The sequence below is a fragment of the Rhodococcus sp. IEGM 1307 genome, from assembly GCF_030056915.1.
GTDB classification, from domain to species: domain Bacteria; phylum Actinomycetota; class Actinomycetes; order Mycobacteriales; family Mycobacteriaceae; genus Rhodococcus_F; species Rhodococcus_F opacus_D.
The window spans coordinates 142209-166201 of record NZ_JASHKW010000022.1; the positions used below are offsets into that span (position 1 = coordinate 142209).

Below are 23993 nucleotides of genomic sequence, written 5' to 3' on the forward strand. Positions count from 1 at the left end.
CTTCTTCGCCGTAAGAAGAGCGGATGCGGTGGTGCACATCCAACAGGATTCGGGTGACCGAACTGAATGCGTTCTACGACGCTCGATGACCGTCGTGGTCACCTAGTGATCGCCACTCTACCCGGTGGCAGCCGAACGGTCCGACCGAGGACTCACAAACCGACCCATTCCGAGGCCCCGTCGGCGAAATTCTGCCGCTTCCAGATGGGTACTTCGTGCTTGATCCGTTCGACCAGTTCGGCGCACGCGGCGAACGCCTCGGCGCGGTGTGGTGCGGCGACTGCGGCGACCACCGCGAGGTCGCCGACGGTGAGGGACCCGACCCGGTGGACGGCCGCCACGGGCAGTCCGGTGGACGCCGCGACCTCCTCGCAAACGGTACGGAGGAAGCGCTCGGCGTCCGGGTGCGACTGGTACTCGAGAGCCGAAACGGATTGTCCGCCATCGTGATTACGGACGACGCCGGTGAACACCACGACGGCGCCGTGCTCGGGCCCGGCCACGGCGGCGTCGACGACGGCGGGATCGAGGGGCTGATCCGAGATCTGGGCGAGGATGTCACTCATCGTGCGCACCTCCGCCTGCGACCTGAGCGAGGAGGTGGTCGACGATGGGATCGAGGACGGACAATCCGTCCTTGACGCCACCCGGCGAGCCGGGCAGATTCACCACCACTGTGCCGTTCGCCACACCGGCGAGTCCGCGGCTCAGCGAGGCGTGCGGGGTCACCGCCGTCCCGCGGTTCCGGATGGCGTCGGCCACACCGGGGAGTTCTCGGTCGAGCACCGCACGGGTGGCCTCCGGGGTGGCATCCGTGGGGGAGACGCCGGTACCGCCGGTGCTGATGATCAGCGCCGGATTGCCGGACAGTGCGTCGGCGAGGCCGGCGGCGATGTCGGCGTCCGCGTAGACCAGCGGACCCCGCGTGGTGAAGCCACGGTCCTCGAGCCACGCGGCGATCACCGGGCCGGTCGTGTCTTCCCGTGTGCCCTCGGCGCCGCCGGTCGAGGCGACCAGTACGGCCGCGGATCGCGGTGTCACCGTGGGGGTTCCGGGACTCTGCTGCTCACGCGTCCAGTGTCCGCGTTTGCCGCCGTCCTTGGTGAGCAATCGGACACCGTCCAGTGTCGCGGCGGGGTCGACGGCTTTCACCATGTCGTGCAACGTCAATCCGGCCACCGCCACGGCGGTGAGGGCCTCCATCTCGACGCCCGTCGGGCCCTTCGTCTTCGCGGTGGCCTCGATCGTGATGGCATCGCCCGTGAACCCGAACTCCAGCTTCACCGACGACAGCGCGAGCTGATGGCACAGCGGAATCAGCTCGGACGTTTTCTTCGCCCCCGAGATCCCGGCGATCCTGGCCGTCGCGAGAACGTCCGCCTTGGGCAGATCGTCGGCCCGCACCAGTTCGATCACCGCGGGTGTGGTGACCAACTGCCCGGCAGCGACTGCAATTCGGGTCGTGTCCGCTTTCGCGCTCACATCGACCATGCGGGCGCGGCCCTCGCTGTCGAGGTGCGTCAGGTCGCTCATAGGGGGATCACCTTCACGAGTTGTCCGGCGTCGAGCGCGGTGACGTCGGCGGGAACGTCGAGGAGGACGTCCGCCCATGCCATCGCGGCGACGAGATGGGAACCGGGGCCGGACACGAGTTCGACCCCGGCGTCGGTGCGGCGTGCGCGGAGGAATTGCCGCTTGCCGGGAATGGAGGTGACGGCCGCGGCAAGCGGCAGCTCCTCGGGTTCGGTCGGAGGGAGCCCGGCCGCGCGCCGGATCTCGGGACGCGCGAACACCTCGAACGAGACGAGGGTGCTCACCGGGTTACCGGGAAAGTTGAGGACGGGCGTACCGTCCACGACGGCGGTGCCCTGCGGGCCGCCCGGTTGCATCGCGACGTGACCGAACTGTGCGCCGAGCGGCGAGAGCGTCTCCTTGACCACCTCGAAGTCGCCCATCGACACCCCGCCGGAGGTGAGGACGAGATCGGCGGTGGTGGTCGCCTCCGCGAGCAGGGTCCGGAACTCGGCCGGGTCGTCGCCGCTGCGGGTGATCGAGACGACCTCGGCGCCGTTGGCCCTGGCGCTCGACGCGAGGGCGATTCCGTTGGAGTCGTAGATCTCTCCGGGGTGCAGTGTGGTCCCGGCGTCCACCAGTTCGGCGCCTGTGGTGATCACGGCGACGCGGGGACGCGGACGCACCGGGACGCGCTGCAGGCCGACGGCGGCGAGGACGGCGATGTGCCGGGCGGCGAGAACACTGCCGACGGGCAGCAGGAGCGTGCCCTCCTGGACGTCGCTGCCGCGCTCGCGCACGAATTCGCCCGCGGTGCGCGAGCGTTCGATGCGGACCTGTCCGTCCGTGGTCTCCGTGTCCTCCACCGGGACGACGGCGTCGGCGCCGTCGGGGATCGGCGCACCGGTCATGATCCGGTAGGCGGTCCCGGGTGTGTGGGTGGTGGCGCCGGCCGGTCCTGCGGCGATCACGCCCAGCACCGGCAGCACAGCCGGGACCGACGCGACGGATGCGGCGTCGACCGCGTATCCGTCCATCTGCGAATTCCGGAACAACGGCAGGTCGACGGGGGAGTGGACGTCGGCGGCGAGGGCGCGCCCGAGCGCCTCGCCGAGCGGAATCTCCTCGGCCGGGCGCTCCTGGAGCGTCGCGAGGAGTTCGGCGACGTGCTGGGCGTGCTGCTCCACAGAGCGTGCGGTCACGATGTTCCTCCGGCCATGGTCACCAATCCTAGGCACCCCGCCAACGGAGCGACGAGGGCACCGCGCCGGACAACGGTCACCCCCTCGCGGCATACTGGACAGATGCAGCGAAAGGCAACTCGATGACGGCCGTGGCGATGGGTATCCCGACTGTCCGGTCGTCGGTCTCGCTCGACGGGAGACCCGACGTCGACCAGCTGGTCGACCGGTTCGGCCGGGTCGCGCGGGACCTGCGGGTGTCCATCACCGAGAAGTGTTCGCTGCGCTGCACGTACTGCATGCCCGAGGAAGGCCTGCCCGCCATTCCGGCGGAGAACCTCCTCACCGCGAACGAGATCGTCCGGCTCGTCGATATCGCCGTCCACCGGCTCGGTGTGCGCGAGGTGCGGTTCACCGGGGGCGAGCCGCTGATGCGGGTGGATCTCGAGCAGATGATCGCCGGGTGCGCCGAGCGGGCACCGGGGATCCCGCTGGCGATGACCACCAACGCGGTCGGTCTCGAGCACCGCGCGGCCGGGCTCGCCCGCGCCGGACTGACGCGGGTCAACGTCTCCCTCGATTCGGTCGATCGTGAGCACTTCGCGAGACTGACGCGGCGCGACCGGCTGCCGTCGGTGATCGCCGGTATCCGCGCCGCCGCCCGGGCCGGACTGGCGCCGCTGAAGATCAATGCGGTGCTCATGCCCGAAACGCTCAGTGGAGCGGCCGATCTCCTGGAGTGGTGCCTGAGCGAGGGCGTCGCGCTGCGGTTCATCGAGGAGATGCCGCTCGACGCCGATCACGAGTGGGCACGCGAGAACATGGTCGCCGCCGACCGGTTGCTGGCCGTCCTCGGCGAGCGGTTCACCCTCACCGAACACGGGAGGGAAGATCCGTCGGCGCCCGCCGAGGAGTGGCTCGTCGACGGCGGACCGGCCACGGTCGGGATCATCGCGTCCGTCACGCGCTCGTTCTGCTCGGACTGCGACCGCACCCGTCTCACGGCCGAGGGAACGGTACGGTCGTGCCTGTTCAGCGACCAGGAGATCGACCTGCGGGCGGCCCTGCGGTCGGGTGCGGGCGACGAGGAACTGGCGCAGTTGTGGCGCGGCGCGATGTGGAACAAGTGGGCAGGCCACGGAATCAACGCGGACGGCTTCGCCCCGCCGCAACGGAGCATGGGAGCAATCGGTGGTTGACGTGACAGGCATTTCCGTTCGGTACTTCGCGGCCGCCGCCGACGCGGCGGGCTGCACCAAGGAAACTCTCGACCTCCCGGTCGGCGCCGACCTCGGCCAGGTGAAAGAACATCTCCTCGCCAAGTACGGACCCGAGATGCAGCGGGTTCTGTCGGTCTCCGCGTTCCTGGTGGACTCCGAGCTGACGCGCGACCTGACCCGCACCGCCGGTACGCAGGTGGACGTGCTGCCGCCGTTCGCCGGCGGCTAGCGGGCCGCGTTCACGGAGTCGGCCAGCCACCGGTCGAACGTGATCGTTCCGAACCGATTGTCGGGCACCAGGTTCGATCCCTCTCGAAAGAACTGGCCCATCGCGCCCGGAAGAGGCACGGTCACGACGAACCCGTGCGTCCCGGTGGCCTTCTTCCACGCCGCCGTCAGATCGCGGGCGGTGCGAACCTCCGGTCCACCGATCGTGATAGTCCCCTCCGGCGCCGGTTCGGCGGCCAGGGCGGCGTCGACCAGCGCGGTCGCGACATCCCTGGTGTCGATGGTCTGGAAGTTCGTCTTGGAGAACGCGGGGATCAACCCGGCCCGGCTCGCCGGCTTCGCGATCATGGGAATGAAGTCGTGGAACTGGGTCGCCCGCACGATCGACGTCTCCATCGCGGCGCTCTCGTAGACCCGTTCCTGCTTCCGCTTCGCCTGGTAATAGGGGAATTCGCTGCGGTCGACGTTGACGATGGAGAGCAGCACGGCGCGCCCGACTCCCGCGCCGTCCGCGGTCGCGAGGAGGTTCTCGGCGCCTTTCTCCAGCACGGCCCGGGTGCCGCGGGTCTTGCCGTCGGTGGTGTCCACCACGACGTCGACCCCGTCGAGTGCTTGGGCGAGGCCCTCACCGGTGACGAGATCACCGTGGAAATGGGCGATCTCGCTGCCCGGCGCACCGCCGTGCCGGGTCAGGACCCGGACGGAGTGACCGCGCGCGAGAAACTCCTTGACCACCTGCCGGCCCGCAGTGCCGGTACCGCCCGCGACGAGCGCCTGGACCATCGGGTCACCGCCACCACGTGTCGAGCGGGGTCACCGGGACCGTGCGCTTGTGGCGGGTGTTCAGGAACATCGTCTCCAGCTTCTGCGCGACGGCGTCCGGCACGTCCTTGCCTTCGAGGTAGTCGTCGATCTGGGCGTACGTGACTCCCAGCGCTTCCTCGTCCGGGAGGGCGGGGCGATCGTCCTCGAGGTCGGCGGTGGGGACCTTCTTCCACGTGCTCTCGGGTGCGCCGAGTTCGCGCAGGAGTGCGGCGCCCTGACGCTTGGACAACCCGGTCAACGGGGTGACGTCCACGCCGCCGTCGCCGAACTTGGTGAAGAAGCCGGTGATCGCCTCCGCGGCATGGTCGGTGCCGACGACGAGATACCCGAGCTGGCCGGCGATCGAGTACTGGATCACCATGCGTTCGCGGGCCTTGATGTTTCCGCGGACGAAGTCGCGGAGTTCGCCGCCGTCGCCGATGATGTCGCGGAGCGCCTCGGACGACTCCTTCGCGGTGGCGTCCGCGCCGGGCTTCACGTTGACGACCACCGACCGGTCGGGCTTGATGAAGTCGAGGGAGATCTGCGCGTCGGACTCGTCCGCCTGGGTGCCGTAGGGCAGCCGCACGGCGACGAACTCGGCGTCGTGGCCCTCGTCGCGCAGTTCGCTCGCCGCGAGCTGCGCGAGGCGTCCGGTGAGGGTGCTGTCCTGACCGCCGCTGATACCCAGGACGAATCCTTTGGCCGGGGTCGACAGCAGGTAGTCCTTCAGGAACTGAACACGTTTGCGGATCTCGTCGGCCGCATCGATGGTGGGCCGGGCACCGAGTTCCTCGAGGATCTGCGCACGTAGATTCGCCATGACAGAACTCTAGCGAGTGCCCCTGACGAGCGCAGGGTACGGTTCCGCGCATGAGTAGATCGGACGTTCTGGTGGTCAGCGCGACCAAGGCGGAGGCGGTGCACGTCCCGCCCGAGTTCGAGGTCCTGATCACCGGGATCGGCAAGGTGAGCGCCGCCGTGGCCGTGGCGTCCGCACTCGCCGACTACCCGCGAACGGACAAGCCGCTCGTCGTCAACATCGGCACCGCCGGTGCGTTGCACGAGCATCACAGTGGCCTGTTCACGCCGTCGACCGTCCTCAACCACGACATCAGTGGCGACGCCATCCGAGCACTCGGCCACGAGGTGGCCGATCTCCTCGCCCTGCCGGACGGCGACGGTTCGGTGCTCGCGACTGGCGATCTGTTCGTGTCCGACGCCGGCGTGCGCGACGTGCTCGCCCGCAGGGCCGACCTCGTCGACATGGAGGGTTTCGCCGTCGCCTATGCCAGCGCTCGCGGCGGCGCCCGGTGCCGGCTGGTCAAGCACGTCAGCGACACGGCCGACGACTCGGCACTGGACTGGCCCGCCCGGATCGATGCGAGCGCCCGGGAACTCGGTCGCTGGCTGGCGGCTCTCTAGCTCGCCCGCAGTGTCAGCCCGATCCCGTCGCTGTTGACCAGTCGCAGCGAGTCCGAATGGACGCTGTAGCCCGTCTCCCCGGTCAACGCGGCGAGAACGGCACGTTCGACCTCGGACACATCCGGGGGGCACGCCATCCGGGTGGTGGCCCAGGGCCCGAACGAGATCGAACTCCGCTGCACGTCCGCGGTCCCGGTCATGCGGTTGCAGCCGGTGAAGCCGGACGCCGAACCGTCGCCGGCGATGAGCAACTGGGGTGCCGTCCTTTCCAATGCCTCCGTCGTCGTGACCGCGTCCGGACTGATCAGCGCGGTGACCGTCCAGGTGGTCCCGACGACGGGCCGATCCGGCCGGACGACCTTCTCGTCGGTCAGCGTCACCGAAGCGGTGGGGGTGGTGAGGGTGAGTGTGTCGCCGCCGAGAGTCCAGTTCGGTTGCGCGTCCAGCAGCGCCGCCACCCAGGCGTCCGCGCCGGCGGCCTCGCCCGGACACGCCATCAACGTCATCGCGAGCGGTCCTGCCACGACCTTCCCGCCGGACAGGTCCACGTCGGCGCTGCCCTGATTGCATCCGGCCTCGACGGAGAGGCGTCCGGGGTCGGTGAAGCCGAGCACGAGCGGCCCACCGCCGGGAATGGGGTCGCCCTCGACGGAGGTGGAGACGTAGGTGCGGCCCGCCGGATCCGGCGGGCCGGGCTGCGCGTCCCCGGCGCAGGCGGTGAGCGAGGCGAACGTCAGGAGGCCGAGAACGGTCGCGGTGGTGCGCATTCCCCGAGGTTAGACAAATTGTCCGGATCCGGGATCAACATCGGGTGACGCGCCGGATCAGGTCCTCCCAGGCGGCGCCGAGCCGCTCCACGGACATCCCGAGGTCGCGCAATTCGTGCAGTACCAGCGTGGCTTCGAGGGGTGCGAGCAATGAGCAGGCGAGCAGTTCGTGGTCGCCCTGCACCCCGGCCGCGCGGAGCAGGGACACGACGTGGCGCACGGAGACCGCCCGGGCGGGTGCGGCGAAACGGAACTCGAGGGAATTCTCGGCCGCGCGCTGGACCTCACCCTGTACCTCGACGATCGCGATGCGGGCGTGCCCGAAGGCGATCAGTCGGTCGATCGGGTCGGCGCCCGGTCCGAGCGGCGGTGGACCGAACATGAAGGACTGCTGGAGTTCCCGTTCGGTGTGGTCGAGGAGTGCGTGCATGAGGCCCGACCGGCTGCCGAACCGGCGGAACACTGTGCCCTTGCCCACACCGGCCTTGCAGGCGACCGCGTCCATCGTGACGGCGTCGACGCCGCGCTCCGCGACCAGCAGCGCAGCCGCGTCGAGCAGACGACGCCGATTACGTGCGGCGTCTCCGCGTTCCGGGGGATCGACCCCGATCTGGGGCAGCAGGGGACTGGTCACGCCTCGCATCCTACCGTGACGGGAACATAAGTGGACCGCGGTCCGTTTAGTTGCTATACATGTTCACGAGTCGCCCTACGCACCATCGAAGGATTATTGACATGTCACAGACCAACGTTCTCGTTCTCGTCGGCAGCCTCCGCGCCGCCTCGGTCAACCGTCAGCTCGCCGAGACCGCGATCGCCGTGGCGCCCGACGGTGCCGAGGTGACCGTGTTCGACGGCCTCGGAGACGTCCCCTTCTACAACGAGGACATCGACGTCGCCGGTTCCATCCCCGCCGTCGAGGCGCTGCGTGAGGCCGCCGGCCGCGCCGACGCGCTCCTGCTCCTCACGCCCGAGTACAACGGCACCATCCCCGCCGTCCTCAAGAACGCCATCGACTGGATCTCCCGGCCGTACGGCACCGGCGCCGTCAAGGACAAGCCCGTCGCCGTCATCAGCGCCTCACCCAGCGGCAACGGTGCACAGTGGGCGCACGAGGACACCCGCAAGGCCGTCCGCATCGCAGGCGGCAAGGTCCTCGAGGACGTCACCCTCGCCATCGGCGGCACCATCGACAAGTTCGGTGACCGGCACCCGCGCGAGAACGCCGAGGTCGCGCAGCAGGTTGCCGACGTCGTCGCCAGCCTCGTCGACGCCACGAAGCAGCTCGTCGACGCCTGACGATCCGCTCGCGCGCGGCGCCGTCGTCGCTACAGCCCGGTCCGATCCAGGGCTGCGTCGACGGCGTCGCGCACCGAGTCGAAGTCTTCACCGGCCGCCAGGGCAGAGTCCCTGGCGGCTTCTATCTGTTCGCGCACCGTCTCGTACCAGGTGACCCACTCCTCCTTGTTGTCGCGCCAGTAACCGATGACGTCGTAGCGGTCCGCATGCCAGCCCAGGTCATGTCGTAACCAGCGCCGCACCACCCGCGACACCTTCGCCTCGCCCGCGAACCACACGTATCCCGGTGCATCCGGGCGCGGCCAGTCGCGGGCCGCCTCGGCGAGCAGACTGTCGCCGGCGCCGTTTCCGCTCCCGTCCAGCCACGTCATGGTCAGCGCGGCATCGGTGGCGAACTGCTGCCGGTCCTCGGGGGTCGTGACCTCCGCGATGACGTGCACCCGCGGCGAGCCGGGCAATTCCTCGAGTATCCGGCCGACGGCGGGCAGTGCCGTCATGTCGGCGAGGAGGAGTTGCCACTCGGAATCGGCGGGCGGCGCGTACCACCCCGAGGCGGTGGAGAACCCGAGCGTCTCACCGGGGCGCGCGCGAGCGGCCCAGTGCGCCGCGGTTCCGCCCGCGTGGACGGCGAAATCGATGTCCATCTCCAGGGCGTCCGGATCCCAGCGGCGGACGGTGTAGCTGCGCTTCTCCGCGCCGTCGGGTGGGAAGGCCAGGAGCAGGCGCTCGTCCGGCCGCCCGCTGGACTCGAATCGACCGAGATCTCCGCCCGCGAGGGTGATCCTCTGCATGTTCGGCGTCACCCGCGTCGTGCGCGCCACGGATGCCGACCAGGGGAGGTGGTCCAGGGAGTCGTCGGACATGCGCTCACGGTACCGGGGCCGGCAGGCAGTTACCGGTCGGCAAGCATGGGGAGCACGTCGTGTGCGACGCCCCGGTGTGCCCGGCCGCGGGCGGTCGGGGAGCGGTGTCTCCGGGTGGGGCGAGGGCTGCGCTCGGAGGGTGCCGCCATGGTCCGGCGGAGTCGTCTCCGGCCGGTGCGGGCGGTGCTCTCCCGAAGGACGTAAGCTCCCGGAGCGTCTACGTAGACCTCATACCATCCGCCACTCGTGTGGCGGGCGTCTGAGATGTACGTGTGTCACGGCTACCCGTATCACCGTGCGGTGGTGTGGGTTGAACCGTGTCCCACACCGACGCTTGTGGCGCAGGAACATGCCGTTTCGGAGTCACCCCCATCCACGGTGTCACGGTGGGCAGGCTGCGGCGGACCCGGCGATGCCGCGGCGTGCTCGGTGTCGGAGTGTTCTTGTCGCGACACTTGCGCACCGGCGCATGCTCGGCGCCCCGGACCGCGGGCAACTGCCCACGCCGACGAGTGACTTTGCCTTTACCGAGCAGTGCGCGTTTGGCCAGGTTCACCCCGGCGATGTGGTCGCGGTTGCCGCCGACCCGGCAGCCCGGGCACCACGCGTCGTGGTAGCCGCCGGGGCGGGCAAGCGGTTCGTCGCAGCCCGGACACAATGCGGACGATCCCCGGGCCGGCACCGAAACCACCGTGATCCCGGCACCCGCGGCGGTGTGCGCGAGGGCGGCGACGGCTTGGCGGCGGGCGGACTGCGCGGCCCGATTGTTGTTGACCCGTCCGTGTCCGCGGGTCTCGAGGGTGCTGAGATCCTCCACCGCGATCATCTCCGCGTCCGCCGCGGCGGCGTACTCGGTGACCTGGCGGGCGAAGTGGAAGGCGAGTTCCCGGTTGATCCTCCCTCTCTTGACACCCACCGCCTCGCGATGCTTGTTCAGGACGGCGATCTTCGCCTCCAACTCGGCGCGGACCTCCGGTGGGGCGGCGGCGGCCAATTGCGTCAACCGGGCCGCCTTGGCGTGCAGCAGCTGCCCCTCGGCCTGCAGGCGCGCCAGTTTGACGCCGAGGCCCCGGTCATCGTAGGTCCAGCCCCGGTAATCCGACACCAGCCCCTCCGGGTGGTCCGCGGTGATGGCGGCGGCACCGAGGGTGCGCGGGGACCAGTCCACCCCGACCGCGACGGCGGCCGAGGCCAGGTCGTTCGCAGGGACGAGTTCGGTCGCCGCGCACCGCCACAACAGACCCCGGTGGTCGAGGACCAGGGTCGGCAGATGCCAGTCGATGACAGTTCTGTCATGCAGGTGCGCGGGGATAGTTGCGGTGAGCCGGACCCGCCGCCACTGCGCCCGCCCCACCGGGGCGGGGCTGGTGGGCAGCTTCACCGTCAACACCAGCTCACGGACTGTCGCGGTGATCCGTGCGAGCTGCCGGTCGGCGGCGGAGAGCTGGGCCATCGCGCTCGCAAGCGGTGGTCCCTGCAGGTCGGTGATCCGCAACCGGCCGGCCGGTGCCCTGTCGGTGCGGCGGGCGTGTGCGAGGAGCTGTCGCCGCACGCCTCGCGCGTAACCCGAGGGCACATAGTCGCCCGGCTCGGTGGGTGCGGTCAGACGACCGGTGTCCGGGTCGAATCGGGCCGACAGTGCCGCGATCGCGGTATCTCGGTAGGCCAGGGTCCGCAGGGTCGCCGTTACCTGCGCGGTCACCACCCGCGTGACCCGCGACGGCACGTAGACCCCGTCCGGATAGATCGGGTTCCAGCCGAGACGCGCCGCGGTGACATGCCCCTGCGCCGGCAGCCTGCGGTCCTGGCGGTCACGACCGGCGGCGAGCACGTCGAACGTCGCCGGCTGCCACAGCCGAGACACCAACTCGCCGCCGGCCGCGGCGACCAGATCGAGGAGCCACCCCACCCGGATATCGACATCGTCGAGTCCGATCGGCTCCTCGGTCGCATCGTCGACCGCCAAGTACGCGCGGGTGGTGAACGCGAACTGCCGCGGCACAGTCGATCCCGGCCCGGTCATACCCGGCACAATTCGGGATCGGTCAGCACCTTCACGTTCCGACACGCGCGGACCATGATGCACCAGCCGTCCGCCGGCACCGCCGGTGACAAGAACCCGCGAACGCCCGAGATGCTCACCGGTTAACCCATTCCCAACCGTGCCGCGGCGTCGTGGCTGCCTGATCGTAATCGAGCGGCCAGCGGGCGCGCGTGCAACGTAGCAAGACGGTCGAGCGGGAGACCCCGTCGTTGATTCTGTTTCGACCACAGCGCCCAGAGAACCGGCCGGACAACGATGCCGGCACCGCCCTGACGTCATCCATCAACCCTCCCACCAGCGATCTGTCGCTCCTGTCTCGTAAGACCTCGACTGTAACGCCGGCCTCCGACAAGTACCGCCCGATCCAGCCCACCGGCGAACTGGGCCAATCGATCTCGCCACACCACCCGCACCGCCGTGAACCGACCCTCGGCCGCGTTGTCGAGCATCCGGCCCAACCCCGCCCGCTGCCCCCGCCGACCCGGGCCCGCACACCCCCATCCGGGCGGCCTGCACTGATAGGAGTCGAGGTCCGCGCGGTCAAAAGATTCGGTGATCCGAACCGGTGCGCCCAGAAGGCCACCGGCCCTCCCTGCCGCCTTGCGCACCCAACCACCGACATCCCAAGTCGCCTAACCAATTCACACCGGCAGACAGTGTCAGAACCTATCGATTAGATTAGATATATCGGCAACAGTTAAAAGCCTCCAGTGCAGGAGCGCGATGAGAGGGGAGTCCCGCGTCACACCGAAGATGTGATGTGCGACACGCCAGAGCGAGCACGAAATTTATGGTCCGCGGGATGACGACCTGGGAATTTCATCGATGTGACTCACAACATCTCGGGTTAAGTGTTTCTGTCGGCCACTAGGTGTAGTGTCTTGAGCACTGAGAGACCACAACGAGAACCGACTCGGTGAGCATCTCCATCGCGGGTCACCGCCATCTCGATCAGGGGAAGTCTCAGTGCGCTGAACACACAATTCGTCAGCTCCATTCGGCAGTGGAAAGAGGGACTTCATGAGCATCACCGTCTACACCAAGCCCGCTTGCGTTCAGTGCAATGCCACCTACCGGGCCCTCGACAAGGCGGGTATCGAATACTCCGTCGTCGACATCACCGAAGACCCCGAAGCCCGGGACTACGTCATGGCACTGGGATACCTGCAGGCGCCCGTGATCGTGGCCGGTGACGAGCACTGGTCGGGCTTCCGCCCCGACCGCATCAAGACCCTCTCGGCAAACGCTGCTTGAAGCGAGGCGATCGCACCGCCCGAGGCGGAGATCGAACCGATTCCCGGGCGGCAGTAAACGGTAGTACTAGTCCAGATGGTGGAAACCGATGACATCGCTGGTGTACTTCTCCAGCGCCTCGGAGAACACGCACCGATTCGTCCAGCGGCTCGGGCTGCCTGCGACGCGCATACCCATTCATGACCGCGAGGGAACCTTCGAGGTTCGCGAACCCTACGTGCTGATCGTCCCCACCTACGGCGGGGGAACGACGGCCATGGGCCGCGACACCAGTTACGTCCCGAAGCCGGTCATCCGATTTCTCAACAACACACACAACAGGTCGCTGATCCGAGCAGTGATCGCGGCAGGAAACACCAATTTCGGTGAATCCTATTGCTTTGCAGGAAACATCATTTCTCAGAAATGCCACGTTCCCTACCTCTACCGCTTCGAACTCATGGGCACAGCCGAGGACGTCGAGCGGGTCAGGGCCGGTCTGGGTGAATTCTGGGATCACTTAGACGACGAGGAGCACGAGAAGTGGCGCCGACCATCACAGACACCATCGACGCGGGGAGCGTAGAGCGCGACGCGCGCGGTGGAGACTCGACGAACGGTCTCGATTACCACGCACTCAACGCAATGCTCAACCTGTACGGCCCCAACGGTGAGATCCAGTTCGACAAGGACGTCGCCGCCGCCCGCCAGTACTTCCTGCAGCACGTCAACCAGAACACCGTCTTCTTCCACAACCTGGACGAGAAACTCGACTACCTCGTGGAGGAGAACTACTACGAGCCCGAGGTCCTCGACCAGTACTCGCGCGCGTTCGTGAAGTCGCTGATCGATCACGCCTACGCCAAGAAGTTCCGCTTCCCGACGTTCCTGGGCGCGTTCAAGTACTACACCTCGTACACGCTGAAGACGTTCGACGGCAAGCGCTACCTGGAGCGGTTCGAGGACCGTGTCTGCATGGTCGCGCTCACGCTCGCCGCCGGCGACGAAGAGCTGGCGACCAAGCTCGTCGACGAGATCATCGCCGGCCGGTTCCAGCCCGCCACCCCCACGTTCCTCAACTCCGGCAAGAAGCAGCGCGGCGAGCCCGTGTCCTGCTTCCTGCTGCGTATCGAGGACAACATGGAGTCGATCGGCCGCTCCATCAACTCCGCCCTGCAGCTGTCCAAGCGCGGCGGCGGAGTTGCGTTGCTGCTCAGCAATGTTCGCGAGCACGGTGCCCCGATCAAGAAGATCGAGAACCAGAGCTCCGGTGTGATCCCGATCATGAAACTGCTCGAGGATTCCTTCTCGTACGCCAACCAGCTCGGCGCGCGACAGGGTGCGGGCGCGGTGTACCTGCACGCGCACCACCCGGACATCTACCGCTTCCTCGACACCAAGCGGGAGAACGCCGACGAGAAGATCCGCATCAAGACGCTGTCGCTGGGTGTGGTCATCCCGGACATCACGTTCGAGCTGGCGAAGAAGAACGAGGACATGTACCTCTTCTCGCCGTACGACGTCGAGCGCATCTACGGTGTCCCGTTCGCGGACGTCAACGTCACCGAGAAGTACTACGAGATGGTCGACGACAAACGGATCCGCAAGTCGAAGATCAAGGCGCGCGAGTTCTTCCAGACCATCGCAGAGCTGCAGTTCGAGTCGGGCTACCCCTACATCATGTTCGAGGACACGGTGAACCGGGCCAACCCCATCGAGGGCAAGATCACCCACTCCAACCTGTGCTCGGAGATCCTGCAGGTCTCGACGCCGTCGCTGTTCAACGACGACCTCTCCTACAGCGAGGTCGGCAAGGACATCTCCTGCAACCTCGGTTCGCTGAACATCGCGAAGACCATGGACTCGCCCGACTTCGCACGCACCATCGAGGTGTCGATCCGCGCCCTCACCGCGGTGTCCGATCAGACGCACATCTACTCGGTGCCGTCGATCGAGCAGGGCAACAACGACTCTCACGCCATCGGCCTCGGGCAGATGAACCTGCACGGGTACCTGGCCCGTGAGCGGATCTTCTACGGCTCCGACGAGGGCATCGACTTCACGAACATCTACTTCTACACCGTCGTGTTCCACGCGGTGCGGGCGTCCAACCGGATCGCCATCGAGCGGGGCACCCACTTCAAGGGCTTCCCGCAGTCCAAGTACGCGTCCGGCGAGTACTTCGACAAGTACACCGATCAGGTGTGGGAGCCGAAGACGGAGCGGGTGCGTCAGCTGTTCGCCGAGTCCGGTGTGCACATCCCGACGCAGGACGACTGGCGCGAGCTGAAGGCGTCCGTGCAGAAGTACGGCATCTACAACCAGAACCTGCAGGCCGTCCCGCCGACGGGCTCGATCTCGTACATCAACTACTCCACCAGCTCCATCCACCCGGTGGCGTCGAAGATCGAGATCCGCAAGGAAGGCAAGATCGGCCGCGTCTACTACCCGGCGCCCTACCTGACCAACGACAACCTGGAGTACTACCAGGATGCCTACGAGATCGGGTACGAGAAGATCGTCGACACCTATGCCGCCGCGACGCAGCACGTCGACCAGGGGCTGTCGCTGACGCTGTTCTTCAAGGACACCGCCACCACCCGCGACATCAACAAGGCCCAGATCTACGCGTGGCGCAAGGGCATCAAGACGCTGTACTACATCCGGCTGCGTCAGATGGCTCTGGAGGGTACCGAGGTCGAAGGTTGCGTTTCCTGCATGCTGTAGGCGGCTCCGCCGCCCGTGAGTACTTGTCAACCGCCGGCGGTTGACAAGTACTCACAGCCGAACGAAGTGAGGAATCAATGGTCAAGCTGGTGAGTCGCGTATCCGCGATCAACTGGAACCGCGTCCAGGACGAGAAGGACGCCGAGGTGTGGGACCGTCTCGTCGGCAACTTCTGGCTGCCCGAAAAGGTGCCGGTGTCCAACGACATCCCGTCGTGGGGGACGCTCACGCCGCAGGAGAAGCAGCTCACGATGCGGGTGTTCACGGGGCTGACGCTCCTCGACACCATTCAGGGCACCGTGGGCGCCGTCAGCCTCATCCCCGACGCCATCACCCCGCACGAAGAAGCGGTGTACACCAACATCGCGTTCATGGAGTCGGTGCACGCCAAGAGCTACAGCTCGATCTTCTCGACGCTGTGCTCCACCCGCGACATCGACGACGCCTTCCGCTGGTCCGAGGAGAACCCGAACCTGCAGCGCAAGGCCGAGATCGTCATGGACTACTACCAGGGCGACGAGCCGCTCAAGCGCAAGGTGGCCTCCACCCTGCTCGAGAGCTTCCTGTTCTACTCCGGCTTCTACCTGCCGATGTACTGGTCGTCGCGGGCGAAGCTCACCAACACCGCCGACCTCATCCGCCTCATCATCCGTGACGAGGCCGTGCACGGGTACTACATCGGCTACAAATACCAGAAGGGTCTCGAGCAGCTCACCGAGGCCGAGCGCGACGACCTCAAGAACTACACGTTCGAGTTGCTCTTCGAGCTCTACGACAACGAGGTCGACTACACCCAGGACCTCTACGACGAGGTGGGCCTCACCGAAGACGTCAAGAAGTTCCTGCGGTACAACGCCAACAAGGCGCTGATGAACCTCGGCTACGAGGGTCTGTTCCCGAAGGACGAGACGGACGTCAACCCGGCGATCCTGTCGGCGCTCTCACCCAACGCGGACGAGAACCACGACTTCTTCTCCGGCTCGGGCAGCTCCTACGTCATCGGCAAGGCCGTCAACACCGAAGACGAGGACTGGGACTTCTAGAGCGACCCAGGCCTGTCGCCCGATGTCACACCGGTTCAGTTCGACTGCACCGGTGTGACATCGGGCGAACTGCGTTCAGCGGCGGAACCACGCCTCGGGCTCGTCCTGCAGCGCCTTGTCGAGCCGCAGTCGCGACGACGGGGTGAGATCCGGCGGCAGCGCGTCGGGGGAGAACCAGGCGACGTCGTGGTTCTCGTCGTCCGACACGGCAGCCTCCCCGCTCAGATACCGCGCGAGGAAACACACGTCGAGATACTGCGCGACGTCGCCGTTGGGGTAGGTGATCGGGTCGGTGACGTCGACGCTCGTGATCCGGACCAGTTCCGCGTCCACGCCGGTTTCCTCGCGTACCTCACGCAGCGCCGCGGGTCCGGGTTCCTCCCCGGGTTCGAGGATGCCGGACACGACGGCCCATTTTCCGTTGTCGACGCGCCGCGTCAGCAGCACCCGGCCGTCGGCGTCGCGCACCACGACACTCACCCCGGACAGCCACAGCGGCGCAGTGCCGACATGGCCGCGCAGGGCGGTGACGAACTCGGGGACGGGCACCGGGCCTCCTAGCCGACGTAGCCGTTCAGCGTGTTCCGCAGGTCGGTGAGCATCGCGCGTGCGGCGACGACACCGTTTCCGCCCCACACGTCACCCTCCACGGCGAAGACCCGCTTGTCGGAGGCCGCCTCGAGGTCTTCCCATGCCTCACCGGACATGATGTCCTCCGCGTGCGCGGTGCCCTCCTCGCCGTCCAGGACGGCGTAGATGAGGTCGCCCTCGGCCTGGTCGATGTCGGGTTCGGTGATCGGTTCGGTGACTGCGCCGTCGAGGTTCTGATAGGCGGGCCGCCGCACTCCGGCGTCGGTGAGGACCTGGCCGGCGAACGTGGCCGGACCCTCGACCTCCATGCTGTCGGCGTCGAAGCGGACGACGGACGCTTGTGTCTGCGCTGCGTCGATGTCGACGCCGAGTTGCCTGGCGTCCTGCTGGTACTGCTCGAGCGCGGCCGTCGCCGCATCGGCCCGGCCCAGGGCGTTGCCGGCGAGGAGGAACTGGGCTTTCCAGTACACGGGGTCGGAGCCGACGAACACGGTGGGCGCAATGGGGGAGAGCGCGCCGTACAGCTGGTCGGACGCCGGACTCGATCCGAGGATCAGGTCCGGGTCCGCCTGCGCGATCTTGTTCACGTCCGGGGCGTCGACGGATCCGACGCCCGGGATCTCGGAGATGCCCGTGCCGAGGTAGCCGGGCTGAGGTGAGTCCCCGTCGACGGTCGCCGCGCCGACCACGTTCTTCCACAGACCGAGTGCGCACACCGCGTCCAGTGCGGCGCTGTCGAGCACCACGATCCGCTGCGGATCGGTCGGAACGTCGCTCTCGCCCTTCGTGTGGACCACCCGGTGCGTCGAGCCGGCCGCGAGTGCGGCGTCGACGGGGGCCGGCTCGGCGCAGGCGGTCGTGGTGTCCCGCTCGATGCCGACCACACCGGCTCCGGCGATCTGCGTGGTGGTCCGGACGATGGACGCTGCGGGATCGTCGTCGGACGGTTGAGAGCAGCCGGCGACTGCGAGCACAGCGACGGCGGCGACGAGACCGGTGGACGCGCGGCGGGCGGAAAACCTACGAGGGGACAATTCGGCGACTTCCTGTGTGTGCGGGCGCGTTCAGGTTAGCCGCTGTGCTTGTCCACCCCGAACGTGTCCGACAGGTCGTCGAGGATGAGGTGCGCGCCCTGGATGCTGACCGGCGACATCCAGCGGGCGTCGTCGACGTCGATCTTGCGTCCCTTCAGCGTCTGCCACAGCGGGCTCTCCAGGAACGGCTTCGCCGCATCGGCGCTCTTGCCGGCCGGGTCCTGCCAGGTGCTGACGAAGATGGCGTCGCCCTCCGCCTCGCTGATCAGCTCGGGGCTGATGGCTTGCATGATGTTGTCGGGGTCGGCCGGATCGGGGCCCTGGCTCTGCGGACGAGCGAGCCCGGCGTCCGAGAGGACGATCCCGCTGAACGAGGTGGTGCGGTAGAGGCGTGCCGTCGGCTCGCCCGCGAACCGGACGACCGAGATCACCGGATTCGACGCCGTGTCATTGATCTCCGCGCCGACGGCCGCGGCCCGCTCCTCGTAGGCGCCGATCTTCTGCTCCGCGAGTTCTTCCTTACCCAGTGCCTTGCCGACGAGACGGATGTTGTCCTTCCAGGTGGGCCCGGTCGTCTCGGTGAAGATGGTCGGCGCGATCGCGGACAGTTGCTCGTAGTTCTTTCCGTCGCGCACCTCGGCGGAGATGATCAGGTCGGGTTGCAGCGCGGCGATCTGCTCGAGGCTCGCGGTGCTGACCTTGCCCACCGACTCGGCTTCGGCCGCGAACTCGTCCCGCGAGGAGCCGAGGTAGTCGGGCAGGCCGGGTTCGCGGTAGTCGACGTATCCGACGAGTGGCGCCTCGAGGAGGAGGACGGCGTCGGTGAAACTGTTGTCGAGTGCCACGATGCGCTGCGGTTCGGCCGGGATCTCGGTGCTGCCGCGGAAGTGGTCGACGGTGCGGGGGAACTGCCCGGTCGACGACGTGGTGCCGGACGCGGCGGCGGAGTCGTCGCTGCTGGAGCAGGACGTGATCGAGAAAGTGGCTGCAGCGGCCAGTGCGACCGCGCCGGCGACTACCCGGCGTCGGGAGAGAACGTTCACATGAAGCTCCTGATCGAAAGTTAGGTGAGCGAAACCTTAACACCGGGGTTTCGGCGTGTCGGAGCCTTCGTGTCGCACGCGACGACCGGTCGCGTGCGACACGCCGGACCGCGTGACAGTGAGCACTCCCCGGCGCGACAAACCGCAGGTCGCATCCGCCACAATTTGCTCTGAGTCCGGGTAAGTACGACAGTGGGTAGGACCCAGTCGGAGGCCGCTCAGGGCACGGTCTACGATTCGATGAGCGCAAGCCAGAGACCGTTCGCCTCGCAGCCCGGGGACGGACGCGCATTCAGGAGGATCAGTGACTGCCGTAGCGCCCCAGCCAGTCCCCGCGATAGCTGCAGCCAGGCCTTACCCGCCGCGGCAGGGACCCAAGGGCTCGTTCATCTTCAAAATGATTACGACCACCGACCCCAAGGTGCTCGGAATCATGTACTTGACGACCTCGATCGCGTTCTTCCTCATCGGTGGTCTCATGGCCCTGATGATGCGCGCCGAGCTCGCTGTGCCCGGTATGCAGTTCTTGTCGAACGAGCAGTTCAACCAGCTGTTCACGATGCACGGCACGATCATGCTGCTGCTGTACGCGACGCCGATCGTGTTCGGGTTCGCCAACTACATCCTGCCGCTGCAGATCGGTGCCCCCGACGTGGCGTTCCCGCGACTCAACGCGTTCAGCTACTGGCTGTACGTGTTCGGCGCGATCATCACGACCGCAGGCTTCATCACCCCCGGCGGTGCCGCGGACTTCGGCTGGACCGCCTACACGCCCCTGACGAGTGCGCTGCACTCCCCGGGCGTCGGCGCCGACCTCTGGGTCATGGGCCTCGCGGTCGCCGGCCTCGGCACCATCCTCGGTGGTGTCAACATGATCACCACCGTCATCTGCCTGCGTGCACCCGGCATGACCATGTTCCGCATGCCGATCTTCACGTGGAACATCTTCATCACCAGCATTCTGATTCTGCTGGCGTTCCCGCTGCTGACCGCTGCGTTCATGGGCCTGTTCGTGGACCGTCACCTCGGTGGCCACATCTTCGACCCGGCCACCGGCGGCGTACTGCTGTGGCAGCACCTGTTCTGGTTCTTCGGTCACCCCGAGGTGTACATCATCGCGCTGCCGTTCTTCGGCATCGTCTCGGAGATCTTCCCGGTCTTCAGCCGTAAGCCCGTGTTCGGTTACAGCGGCCTGGTCTACGCGACCCTGGCGATCGCCGCGCTCTCCATCGCGGTGTGGGCGCACCACATGTACGCCACCGGCGCCGTGCTGCTCCCGTACTTCTCGTTCATGACGTTCCTGATCGCCGTTCCTACGGGTGTGAAGATCTTCAACTGGATCGGAACCATGTGGAAGGGGCAGTTGACGTTCGAGTCGCCGATGCTGTTCTCCATCGGCTTCCTGATCACGTTCCTCTTCGGTGGTCTGTCCGGCGTCATCCTCGCGAGCCCGCCGCTCGACTTCCACGTCACGGACACCTACTTCGTGGTCGCCCACTTCCACTACGTGGTCTTCGGCACCGTCGTGTTCGCCACGTACGCCGGCATCTACTTCTGGTTCCCGAAGATGACCGGACGCATGATGGACGAGCGTCTCGGCAAGTGGCACTTCTGGACCACGTTCATCGGCTTCCACGGCACGTTCCTCGTCCAGCACTGGCTGGGTAACGAAGGTATGCCGCGTCGCTACGCCGACTACCTGCCCTCGGACGGCTTCACCTTCCTGAACACCTTCTCGACGATCTTCGCGTTCGTCCTGGGTGCCTCGACGCTGCCGTTCATCTGGAACGTCTTCAAGAGCTACCGGTACGGCGAGGTCGTGACCGTCGACGACCCGTGGGGTTACGGCAACTCCCTCGAGTGGGCCACCAGCTGCCCGCCGCCGCGGCACAACTTCACCGAACTGCCGCGCATCCGCTCCGAGCGTCCCGCGTTCGAGCTGCACTACCCGCACATGGTCGAGCGGATGAAGGCCGAGGCGCACGTCGGACCGGGCCACGGTGGCAAGCACGCCAGCACCGTGCTCGAGAAGGAACGCCACGAGCCGCTGACCGTCGGCGACGAAGGCGACCCCGGAACCGACACCGGCCGCTGACACATCAGTTTCGGAAAGGCCCCGCCCCCACACCGGGCGGGGCCTTTCAGTTGGCACAATGGGTGCCGGACAAGCCGCGCGAGCAACATGATCGGAGTACATCGGTGGGTGCAGCTGACACCACTGTCCTGGTGACCGTGACGGGCCCCGACCGACCCGGCGTCACCTCGGTGCTCTTCGGGTCGCTCTCCCGCCACGACGTGAGCCTTCTCGACGTGGAGCAGGTGGTGATTCGTGGGCGACTGACCCTCGGTGTCCTGGTGGCCTGCCCCGAGAACGGGGAAGCGCTGCAGGAGGAACTCGAAGAGGCGATGGCCACCGTCGGGATGTCGGTGGACGTCGAGATCGGTGCCGATCCCGGCAGGCAGTCGCTGTCCACCCACGCCGTGGTCGTGCTCGGTAGTCCGGTGTCGGCTCGCGCACTGCGTTCGGTGGCGCGGGAGATGGCGACCCTCGGGGTCAACATCGACTCGATCCGCGGCGTCGCCGACTACCCGGTGACGGGCCTCGAACTGCTCGTGAGTGCTCCCGGAACCGCGGAGGCGGACAAGAGTCTGCGCACCGTGCTGGCTGAAGTGGCCGTGCGCGAGAACGTCGACATCGCCGTCGAGCGCGGGGGACTGGCTCGTCGCGCCAAACGGCTCATCGTGTTCGACGTCGACTCGACCCTCGTCCAGGGCGAGGTCATCGAGATGCTCGCCGCCCGCGCGGGCGTCGAGGACGAGGTGCGCGCCGTCACCGAATCGGCGATGCGCGGCGAAATTGACTTCACCGAATCCCTGCATCAGCGGGTCGCGACCCTCGCCGGCCTCGACGCCTCCGTGATCGACGACGTCGCGGAAAACTTGGAACTGACACCGGGCGCCCGCACCACCATCCGGACGCTCCGCAGGCTCGGCTTCCACTGCGGCGTGGTGTCAGGAGGTTTCCGGCAGGTCATCGAGGGCCTGGCCCACGAACTGGAACTGGACTTCGTGCAGGCCAACACACTCGAGATCGTGGACGGCAAGCTCACCGGCCGGGTGATCGGCGACATCGTGGACCGCGCCGCGAAGGCGACCGCGCTGCGGAAGTTCGCCGGACAGGTCGGCGTCCCGATGGAACAGACGGTGGCGGTCGGCGACGGCGCCAACGACATCGACATGCTCAACGCGGCAGGGCTGGGAATCGCGTTCAACGCCAAGCCCGCTCTGCGGGAGGTCGCGGACACCGCTTTGTCGCACCCCTTCCTCGACGCCGTGTTGTTCATTCTCGGGGTCACCCGCGACGAGGTCGAGGCCGCCGACGCGGTGGACGGCGTGGTGCGACGAGTCCCGCTGTCGTGACGGAATCGTGCCGCGACGCGGTTGCCGGGGAGACCGGTGACGACGCCCTGTGGGCGGCGCGTCACGCCGTCCTCGCGGCCGGATACGGCGGCCGGCCGGATCCGGACGACCCGGCGCAGGTTCTCGCCATGCCGATCGTGCTGCACATTCCCAAGGCCGACCCCCCGCCGCGTAGCGCCCTGCTCGAAGCTGCCGCGACCGCGGCGGTGGCGTTGTGCCTCGACTCTCGCGTCGGCCCCGACGAGACCGGCGCGCCCGGACCGTGGCAGGAGGATTACCTCGCCTGGATCGGGTCCCGGATCCGCAAGGTGTCGCGGCGTGCGCGGGGAGCGGGGTGGCGTGCGGCGCAGGAGGTCGACGGAATCACCGTCGACGTCGACGGTGCCCAGGCGCGCGCACTCGTGCCCGTCGCCGTCGGCGCACTCGACCCCCGCATCCGGAAGTTGCAGATCGGCGGCACCGATCTCGACCACGACGACCCCGGGGAGATCCCGGACGGGATTCCGGTGCTGTGGATCAACTCCGCCCTGGACATGACGGTGGGGAAGGCCGCGGCGCAGGTGGGTCACGCGTCGATGCTGCTCGCCGGTGCGATGACCACCGAGCAGGCACGCGCGTGGGCGGCCACCGGCTACCGCTGCGCCGTGCGGGATGCCGACGTCGGACTGTGGGAAGAGCTGACCATCGAGGTGGTGCGGGGCAGGGCGGTCGCGGTGCGGGACGCCGGTTTCACCGAGGTGGCTCCCGGATCGATGACCGTGATCGCCTGCCCCTGAGCGTCGACGCATCGTCGGTCCAGTGCCTGTGTCGTGGCTATGGGATGCGGCAGGATTTCCCGGAACACTGACGGTCATGCTCGCTCGACGCCTGATCGCATTGCTCGCCGGACTGTGGCTGTACGGCTTCTCGATGGCCATGATGATCACCACCGGCCTCGGCCTCGACCCCTGGGATGTGTTCCATCAGGGGGTCGCGGATCGCACACCACTCAGTTTCGGTGCGGTGACCGCGCTGACCGGTGTCGTGGTGCTCGCACTGTGGATCCCGATCCGTCAGAAACCGGGATTCGGCACGATCGCCAACGTCGTGGTCATCGCCGTCTCGGTGGACACGTCGCTCGCGTTCCTCGAACCCGCCGACTCCCTTGTCGTGCGCATCGTGGTGATGCTCGGCGGCGTGGTCCTCAACGCGCTCGCCACCGTGCTGTACATCGGTGCGGGGATGGGTCCCGGACCGAGGGACGGTCTCATGACCGGTCTGGTCGCGCGGACCGGGCTGTCGGTGCGGGTGATCCGCACGTCGATCGAGGTGACCGTGCTGGCCACCGGCTGGTTGCTCGGCGGCACCGTCGGGGTGGGCACCGTCGTCTACGCGCTGGGCATTGGCCCGCTCATCCAGCTGATGATGCGCTTCGGCGGCATCTACCCGACCGCACGGAAGACGAGCAGCGTCGGACCGGACAGTGCGATCGTGGAGTCTCCCGAGATCGGGCCGCCCGGCGCGGGTGCGCCGTCGGGCGATGTCGAGTCGAATTCGGCGAGCACCGTCCCGTAGAACCA

At 67.6% G+C, this 23993-nt stretch carries 24 protein-coding genes; 12 read left to right on the forward strand and 12 right to left on the reverse strand.

What is annotated here, in order from left to right; translation table 11 throughout:
- Positions 1 to 152: 152 nt before the first annotated feature.
- Genes QM841_RS33715 through QM841_RS33725 form a run of 3 tightly spaced genes read right to left on the reverse strand, consistent with a single transcriptional unit; the run spans position 153 to position 2714 of the window.
- On the reverse strand, positions 153 to 566 hold the full coding sequence (locus tag QM841_RS33715) for a molybdenum cofactor biosynthesis protein MoaE (protein ID WP_280781687.1): 414 nt from the start codon (positions 564 to 566) through the stop codon (positions 153 to 155).
- Positions 559 to 1533, reverse strand: coding sequence for a bifunctional molybdenum cofactor biosynthesis protein MoaC/MoaB (gene moaCB / locus QM841_RS33720; RefSeq protein WP_283335255.1), 975 nt, complete (start codon positions 1531 to 1533; stop codon positions 559 to 561). Before moaCB ends, QM841_RS33715 begins: the two co-directional genes overlap by 8 nt.
- Entirely contained in the window at positions 1530 to 2714 is a 1185-nt protein-coding gene (locus QM841_RS33725; RefSeq protein ID WP_280781689.1) for a molybdopterin molybdotransferase MoeA, read from the reverse strand. The genes moaCB and QM841_RS33725 overlap by 4 nt, the downstream gene beginning before the upstream one ends.
- A 122-nt stretch (positions 2715 to 2836) precedes the next feature.
- Between QM841_RS33725 and moaA the strand changes: the two genes are divergently transcribed.
- Positions 2837 to 3892, forward strand: coding sequence for a GTP 3',8-cyclase MoaA (gene moaA, locus QM841_RS33730; RefSeq protein WP_043782234.1), 1056 nt, complete (start codon positions 2837 to 2839; stop codon positions 3890 to 3892).
- Positions 3885 to 4142: a MoaD/ThiS family protein gene (locus QM841_RS33735; protein WP_283335257.1), complete on the forward strand. Its 258-nt coding sequence runs from the start codon at positions 3885 to 3887 to the stop codon at positions 4140 to 4142. Before moaA ends, QM841_RS33735 begins: the two co-directional genes overlap by 8 nt.
- Here QM841_RS33735 and QM841_RS33740 read toward each other — a convergent pair.
- Positions 4139 to 4924 (reverse strand): SDR family oxidoreductase, encoded by a 786-nt coding sequence (locus QM841_RS33740; protein WP_283335258.1) that lies wholly within the window; start codon positions 4922 to 4924, stop codon positions 4139 to 4141. The two genes, QM841_RS33735 and QM841_RS33740, sit on opposite strands and share 4 nt — an antisense overlap.
- A gap of 4 nt (positions 4925 to 4928) precedes the next feature.
- Positions 4929 to 5768: an NAD(+) synthase gene (gene nadE, locus QM841_RS33745; RefSeq protein ID WP_005240272.1), complete on the reverse strand. Its 840-nt coding sequence runs from the start codon at positions 5766 to 5768 to the stop codon at positions 4929 to 4931.
- 50 nt (positions 5769 to 5818) lie between these two features.
- Between nadE and QM841_RS33750 the strand changes: the two genes are divergently transcribed.
- Positions 5819 to 6370 (forward strand): nucleosidase, encoded by a 552-nt coding sequence (locus QM841_RS33750; protein WP_283335259.1) that lies wholly within the window; start codon positions 5819 to 5821, stop codon positions 6368 to 6370.
- Here QM841_RS33750 and QM841_RS33755 read toward each other — a convergent pair.
- Positions 6367 to 7137 (reverse strand): META domain-containing protein, encoded by a 771-nt coding sequence (locus QM841_RS33755; RefSeq protein ID WP_283335260.1) that lies wholly within the window; start codon positions 7135 to 7137, stop codon positions 6367 to 6369. The genes QM841_RS33750 and QM841_RS33755 overlap by 4 nt on opposite strands.
- Positions 7138 to 7171: 34 nt before the next feature.
- Complete coding sequence (locus QM841_RS33760; RefSeq protein WP_280781693.1) at positions 7172 to 7771, reverse strand: TetR/AcrR family transcriptional regulator; 600 nt, start codon at positions 7769 to 7771, stop codon at positions 7172 to 7174.
- Positions 7772 to 7872: 101 nt separating this feature from the next.
- On the opposite strand from QM841_RS33760, the gene QM841_RS33765 reads away from it, so the two are divergent.
- The gene (locus QM841_RS33765) at positions 7873 to 8436 is read left to right on the forward strand and encodes an NAD(P)H-dependent oxidoreductase (protein WP_280781694.1); all 564 of its coding nucleotides are present in this window, start codon (positions 7873 to 7875) and stop codon (positions 8434 to 8436) included.
- Between the two features lie 29 nt (positions 8437 to 8465).
- On the opposite strand, the gene QM841_RS33770 is transcribed toward QM841_RS33765, so the two are convergent.
- Entirely contained in the window at positions 8466 to 9299 is an 834-nt protein-coding gene (locus QM841_RS33770) for a siderophore-interacting protein (protein WP_283335261.1), read from the reverse strand.
- Between the two features lie 217 nt (positions 9300 to 9516).
- Complete coding sequence (locus QM841_RS33775; protein ID WP_283335262.1) at positions 9517 to 11322, reverse strand: zinc ribbon domain-containing protein; 1806 nt, start codon at positions 11320 to 11322, stop codon at positions 9517 to 9519.
- Positions 11323 to 12363: 1041 nt separating this feature from the next.
- On the opposite strand from QM841_RS33775, the gene QM841_RS33780 reads away from it, so the two are divergent.
- From QM841_RS33780 to nrdF, 4 genes are all read left to right on the forward strand, one after another.
- On the forward strand, positions 12364 to 12597 hold the full coding sequence (locus tag QM841_RS33780) for a redoxin NrdH (RefSeq protein WP_005240286.1): 234 nt from the start codon (positions 12364 to 12366) through the stop codon (positions 12595 to 12597).
- A gap of 88 nt (positions 12598 to 12685) precedes the next feature.
- Positions 12686 to 13162 (forward strand): class Ib ribonucleoside-diphosphate reductase assembly flavoprotein NrdI, encoded by a 477-nt coding sequence (nrdI, locus tag QM841_RS33785; RefSeq protein WP_005259574.1) that lies wholly within the window; start codon positions 12686 to 12688, stop codon positions 13160 to 13162.
- A complete protein-coding gene (gene nrdE, locus QM841_RS33790; RefSeq protein WP_005240290.1) occupies positions 13120 to 15303 on the forward strand; it encodes a class 1b ribonucleoside-diphosphate reductase subunit alpha in 2184 nt (727 codons plus the stop codon). Before nrdI ends, nrdE begins: the two co-directional genes overlap by 43 nt.
- A gap of 77 nt (positions 15304 to 15380) precedes the next feature.
- Positions 15381 to 16346 (forward strand): class 1b ribonucleoside-diphosphate reductase subunit beta, encoded by a 966-nt coding sequence (gene nrdF, locus QM841_RS33795; protein ID WP_005240291.1) that lies wholly within the window; start codon positions 15381 to 15383, stop codon positions 16344 to 16346.
- 75 nt (positions 16347 to 16421) lie between these two features.
- Here the strand turns inward: nrdF and QM841_RS33800 are convergent, their stop codons facing one another.
- The 3 genes from QM841_RS33800 to QM841_RS33810 are packed head-to-tail and all read right to left on the reverse strand — an operon-like array spanning position 16422 to position 19014.
- Positions 16422 to 16895 carry an NUDIX hydrolase gene (locus tag QM841_RS33800; RefSeq protein ID WP_280781697.1) on the reverse strand — a complete coding sequence of 158 codons (474 nt, stop codon included), beginning with the start codon at positions 16893 to 16895 and terminating at the stop codon, positions 16422 to 16424.
- A gap of 8 nt (positions 16896 to 16903) precedes the next feature.
- Positions 16904 to 17971 carry an iron-siderophore ABC transporter substrate-binding protein gene (locus QM841_RS33805; protein ID WP_283335263.1) on the reverse strand — a complete coding sequence of 356 codons (1068 nt, stop codon included), beginning with the start codon at positions 17969 to 17971 and terminating at the stop codon, positions 16904 to 16906.
- Positions 17972 to 18006: 35 nt separating this feature from the next.
- Positions 18007 to 19014, reverse strand: a complete 1008-nt coding sequence (locus QM841_RS33810; protein ID WP_283335264.1) for an ABC transporter substrate-binding protein — start codon at positions 19012 to 19014, stop codon at positions 18007 to 18009.
- 304 nt (positions 19015 to 19318) lie between these two features.
- Here QM841_RS33810 and ctaD point away from each other — a divergent pair, with 304 nt between their 5' ends.
- From ctaD to yczE, 4 genes are all read left to right on the forward strand, one after another.
- Positions 19319 to 21109 (forward strand): aa3-type cytochrome oxidase subunit I, encoded by a 1791-nt coding sequence (gene ctaD / locus QM841_RS33815; protein ID WP_011598346.1) that lies wholly within the window; start codon positions 19319 to 19321, stop codon positions 21107 to 21109.
- A 104-nt stretch (positions 21110 to 21213) separates the two neighbouring features.
- Positions 21214 to 22434, forward strand: a complete 1221-nt coding sequence (gene serB, locus QM841_RS33820; protein WP_105413087.1) for a phosphoserine phosphatase SerB — start codon at positions 21214 to 21216, stop codon at positions 22432 to 22434.
- On the forward strand, positions 22431 to 23210 hold the full coding sequence (locus QM841_RS33825) for an aminoacyl-tRNA hydrolase (protein ID WP_283335265.1): 780 nt from the start codon (positions 22431 to 22433) through the stop codon (positions 23208 to 23210). Before serB ends, QM841_RS33825 begins: the two co-directional genes overlap by 4 nt.
- Before the next feature lie 76 nt (positions 23211 to 23286).
- Entirely contained in the window at positions 23287 to 23988 is a 702-nt protein-coding gene (gene yczE / locus QM841_RS43560; protein ID WP_283354675.1) for a membrane protein YczE, read from the forward strand.
- Positions 23989 to 23993: the final 5 nt, after the last annotated feature.

Coding starts and splice junctions, on each gene's coding strand:
- QM841_RS33715 (WP_280781687.1), bottom strand. CDS start 566: ATGAGTGACATCCTCGCCCAGATCTCGGATCAGCCCCTCGATCCCGCC.
- moaCB (WP_283335255.1), bottom strand. CDS start 1,533: ATGAGCGACCTGACGCACCTCGACAGCGAGGGCCGCGCCCGCATGGTC.
- moaA (WP_043782234.1), top strand. CDS start 2,837: ATGACGGCCGTGGCGATGGGTATCCCGACTGTCCGGTCGTCGGTCTCG.
- QM841_RS33740 (WP_283335258.1), bottom strand. CDS start 4,924: ATGGTCCAGGCGCTCGTCGCGGGCGGTACCGGCACTGCGGGCCGGCAG.
- nadE (WP_005240272.1), bottom strand. CDS start 5,768: ATGGCGAATCTACGTGCGCAGATCCTCGAGGAACTCGGTGCCCGGCCC.
- QM841_RS33750 (WP_283335259.1), top strand. CDS start 5,819: ATGAGTAGATCGGACGTTCTGGTGGTCAGCGCGACCAAGGCGGAGGCG.
- QM841_RS33755 (WP_283335260.1), bottom strand. CDS start 7,137: ATGCGCACCACCGCGACCGTTCTCGGCCTCCTGACGTTCGCCTCGCTC.
- QM841_RS33765 (WP_280781694.1), top strand. CDS start 7,873: ATGTCACAGACCAACGTTCTCGTTCTCGTCGGCAGCCTCCGCGCCGCC.
- QM841_RS33770 (WP_283335261.1), bottom strand. CDS start 9,299: ATGTCCGACGACTCCCTGGACCACCTCCCCTGGTCGGCATCCGTGGCG.
- QM841_RS33775 (WP_283335262.1), bottom strand. CDS start 11,322: ATGACCGGGCCGGGATCGACTGTGCCGCGGCAGTTCGCGTTCACCACC.
- QM841_RS33780 (WP_005240286.1), top strand. CDS start 12,364: ATGAGCATCACCGTCTACACCAAGCCCGCTTGCGTTCAGTGCAATGCC.
- nrdI (WP_005259574.1), top strand. CDS start 12,686: ATGACATCGCTGGTGTACTTCTCCAGCGCCTCGGAGAACACGCACCGA.
- nrdF (WP_005240291.1), top strand. CDS start 15,381: ATGGTCAAGCTGGTGAGTCGCGTATCCGCGATCAACTGGAACCGCGTC.
- yczE (WP_283354675.1), top strand. CDS start 23,287: ATGCTCGCTCGACGCCTGATCGCATTGCTCGCCGGACTGTGGCTGTAC.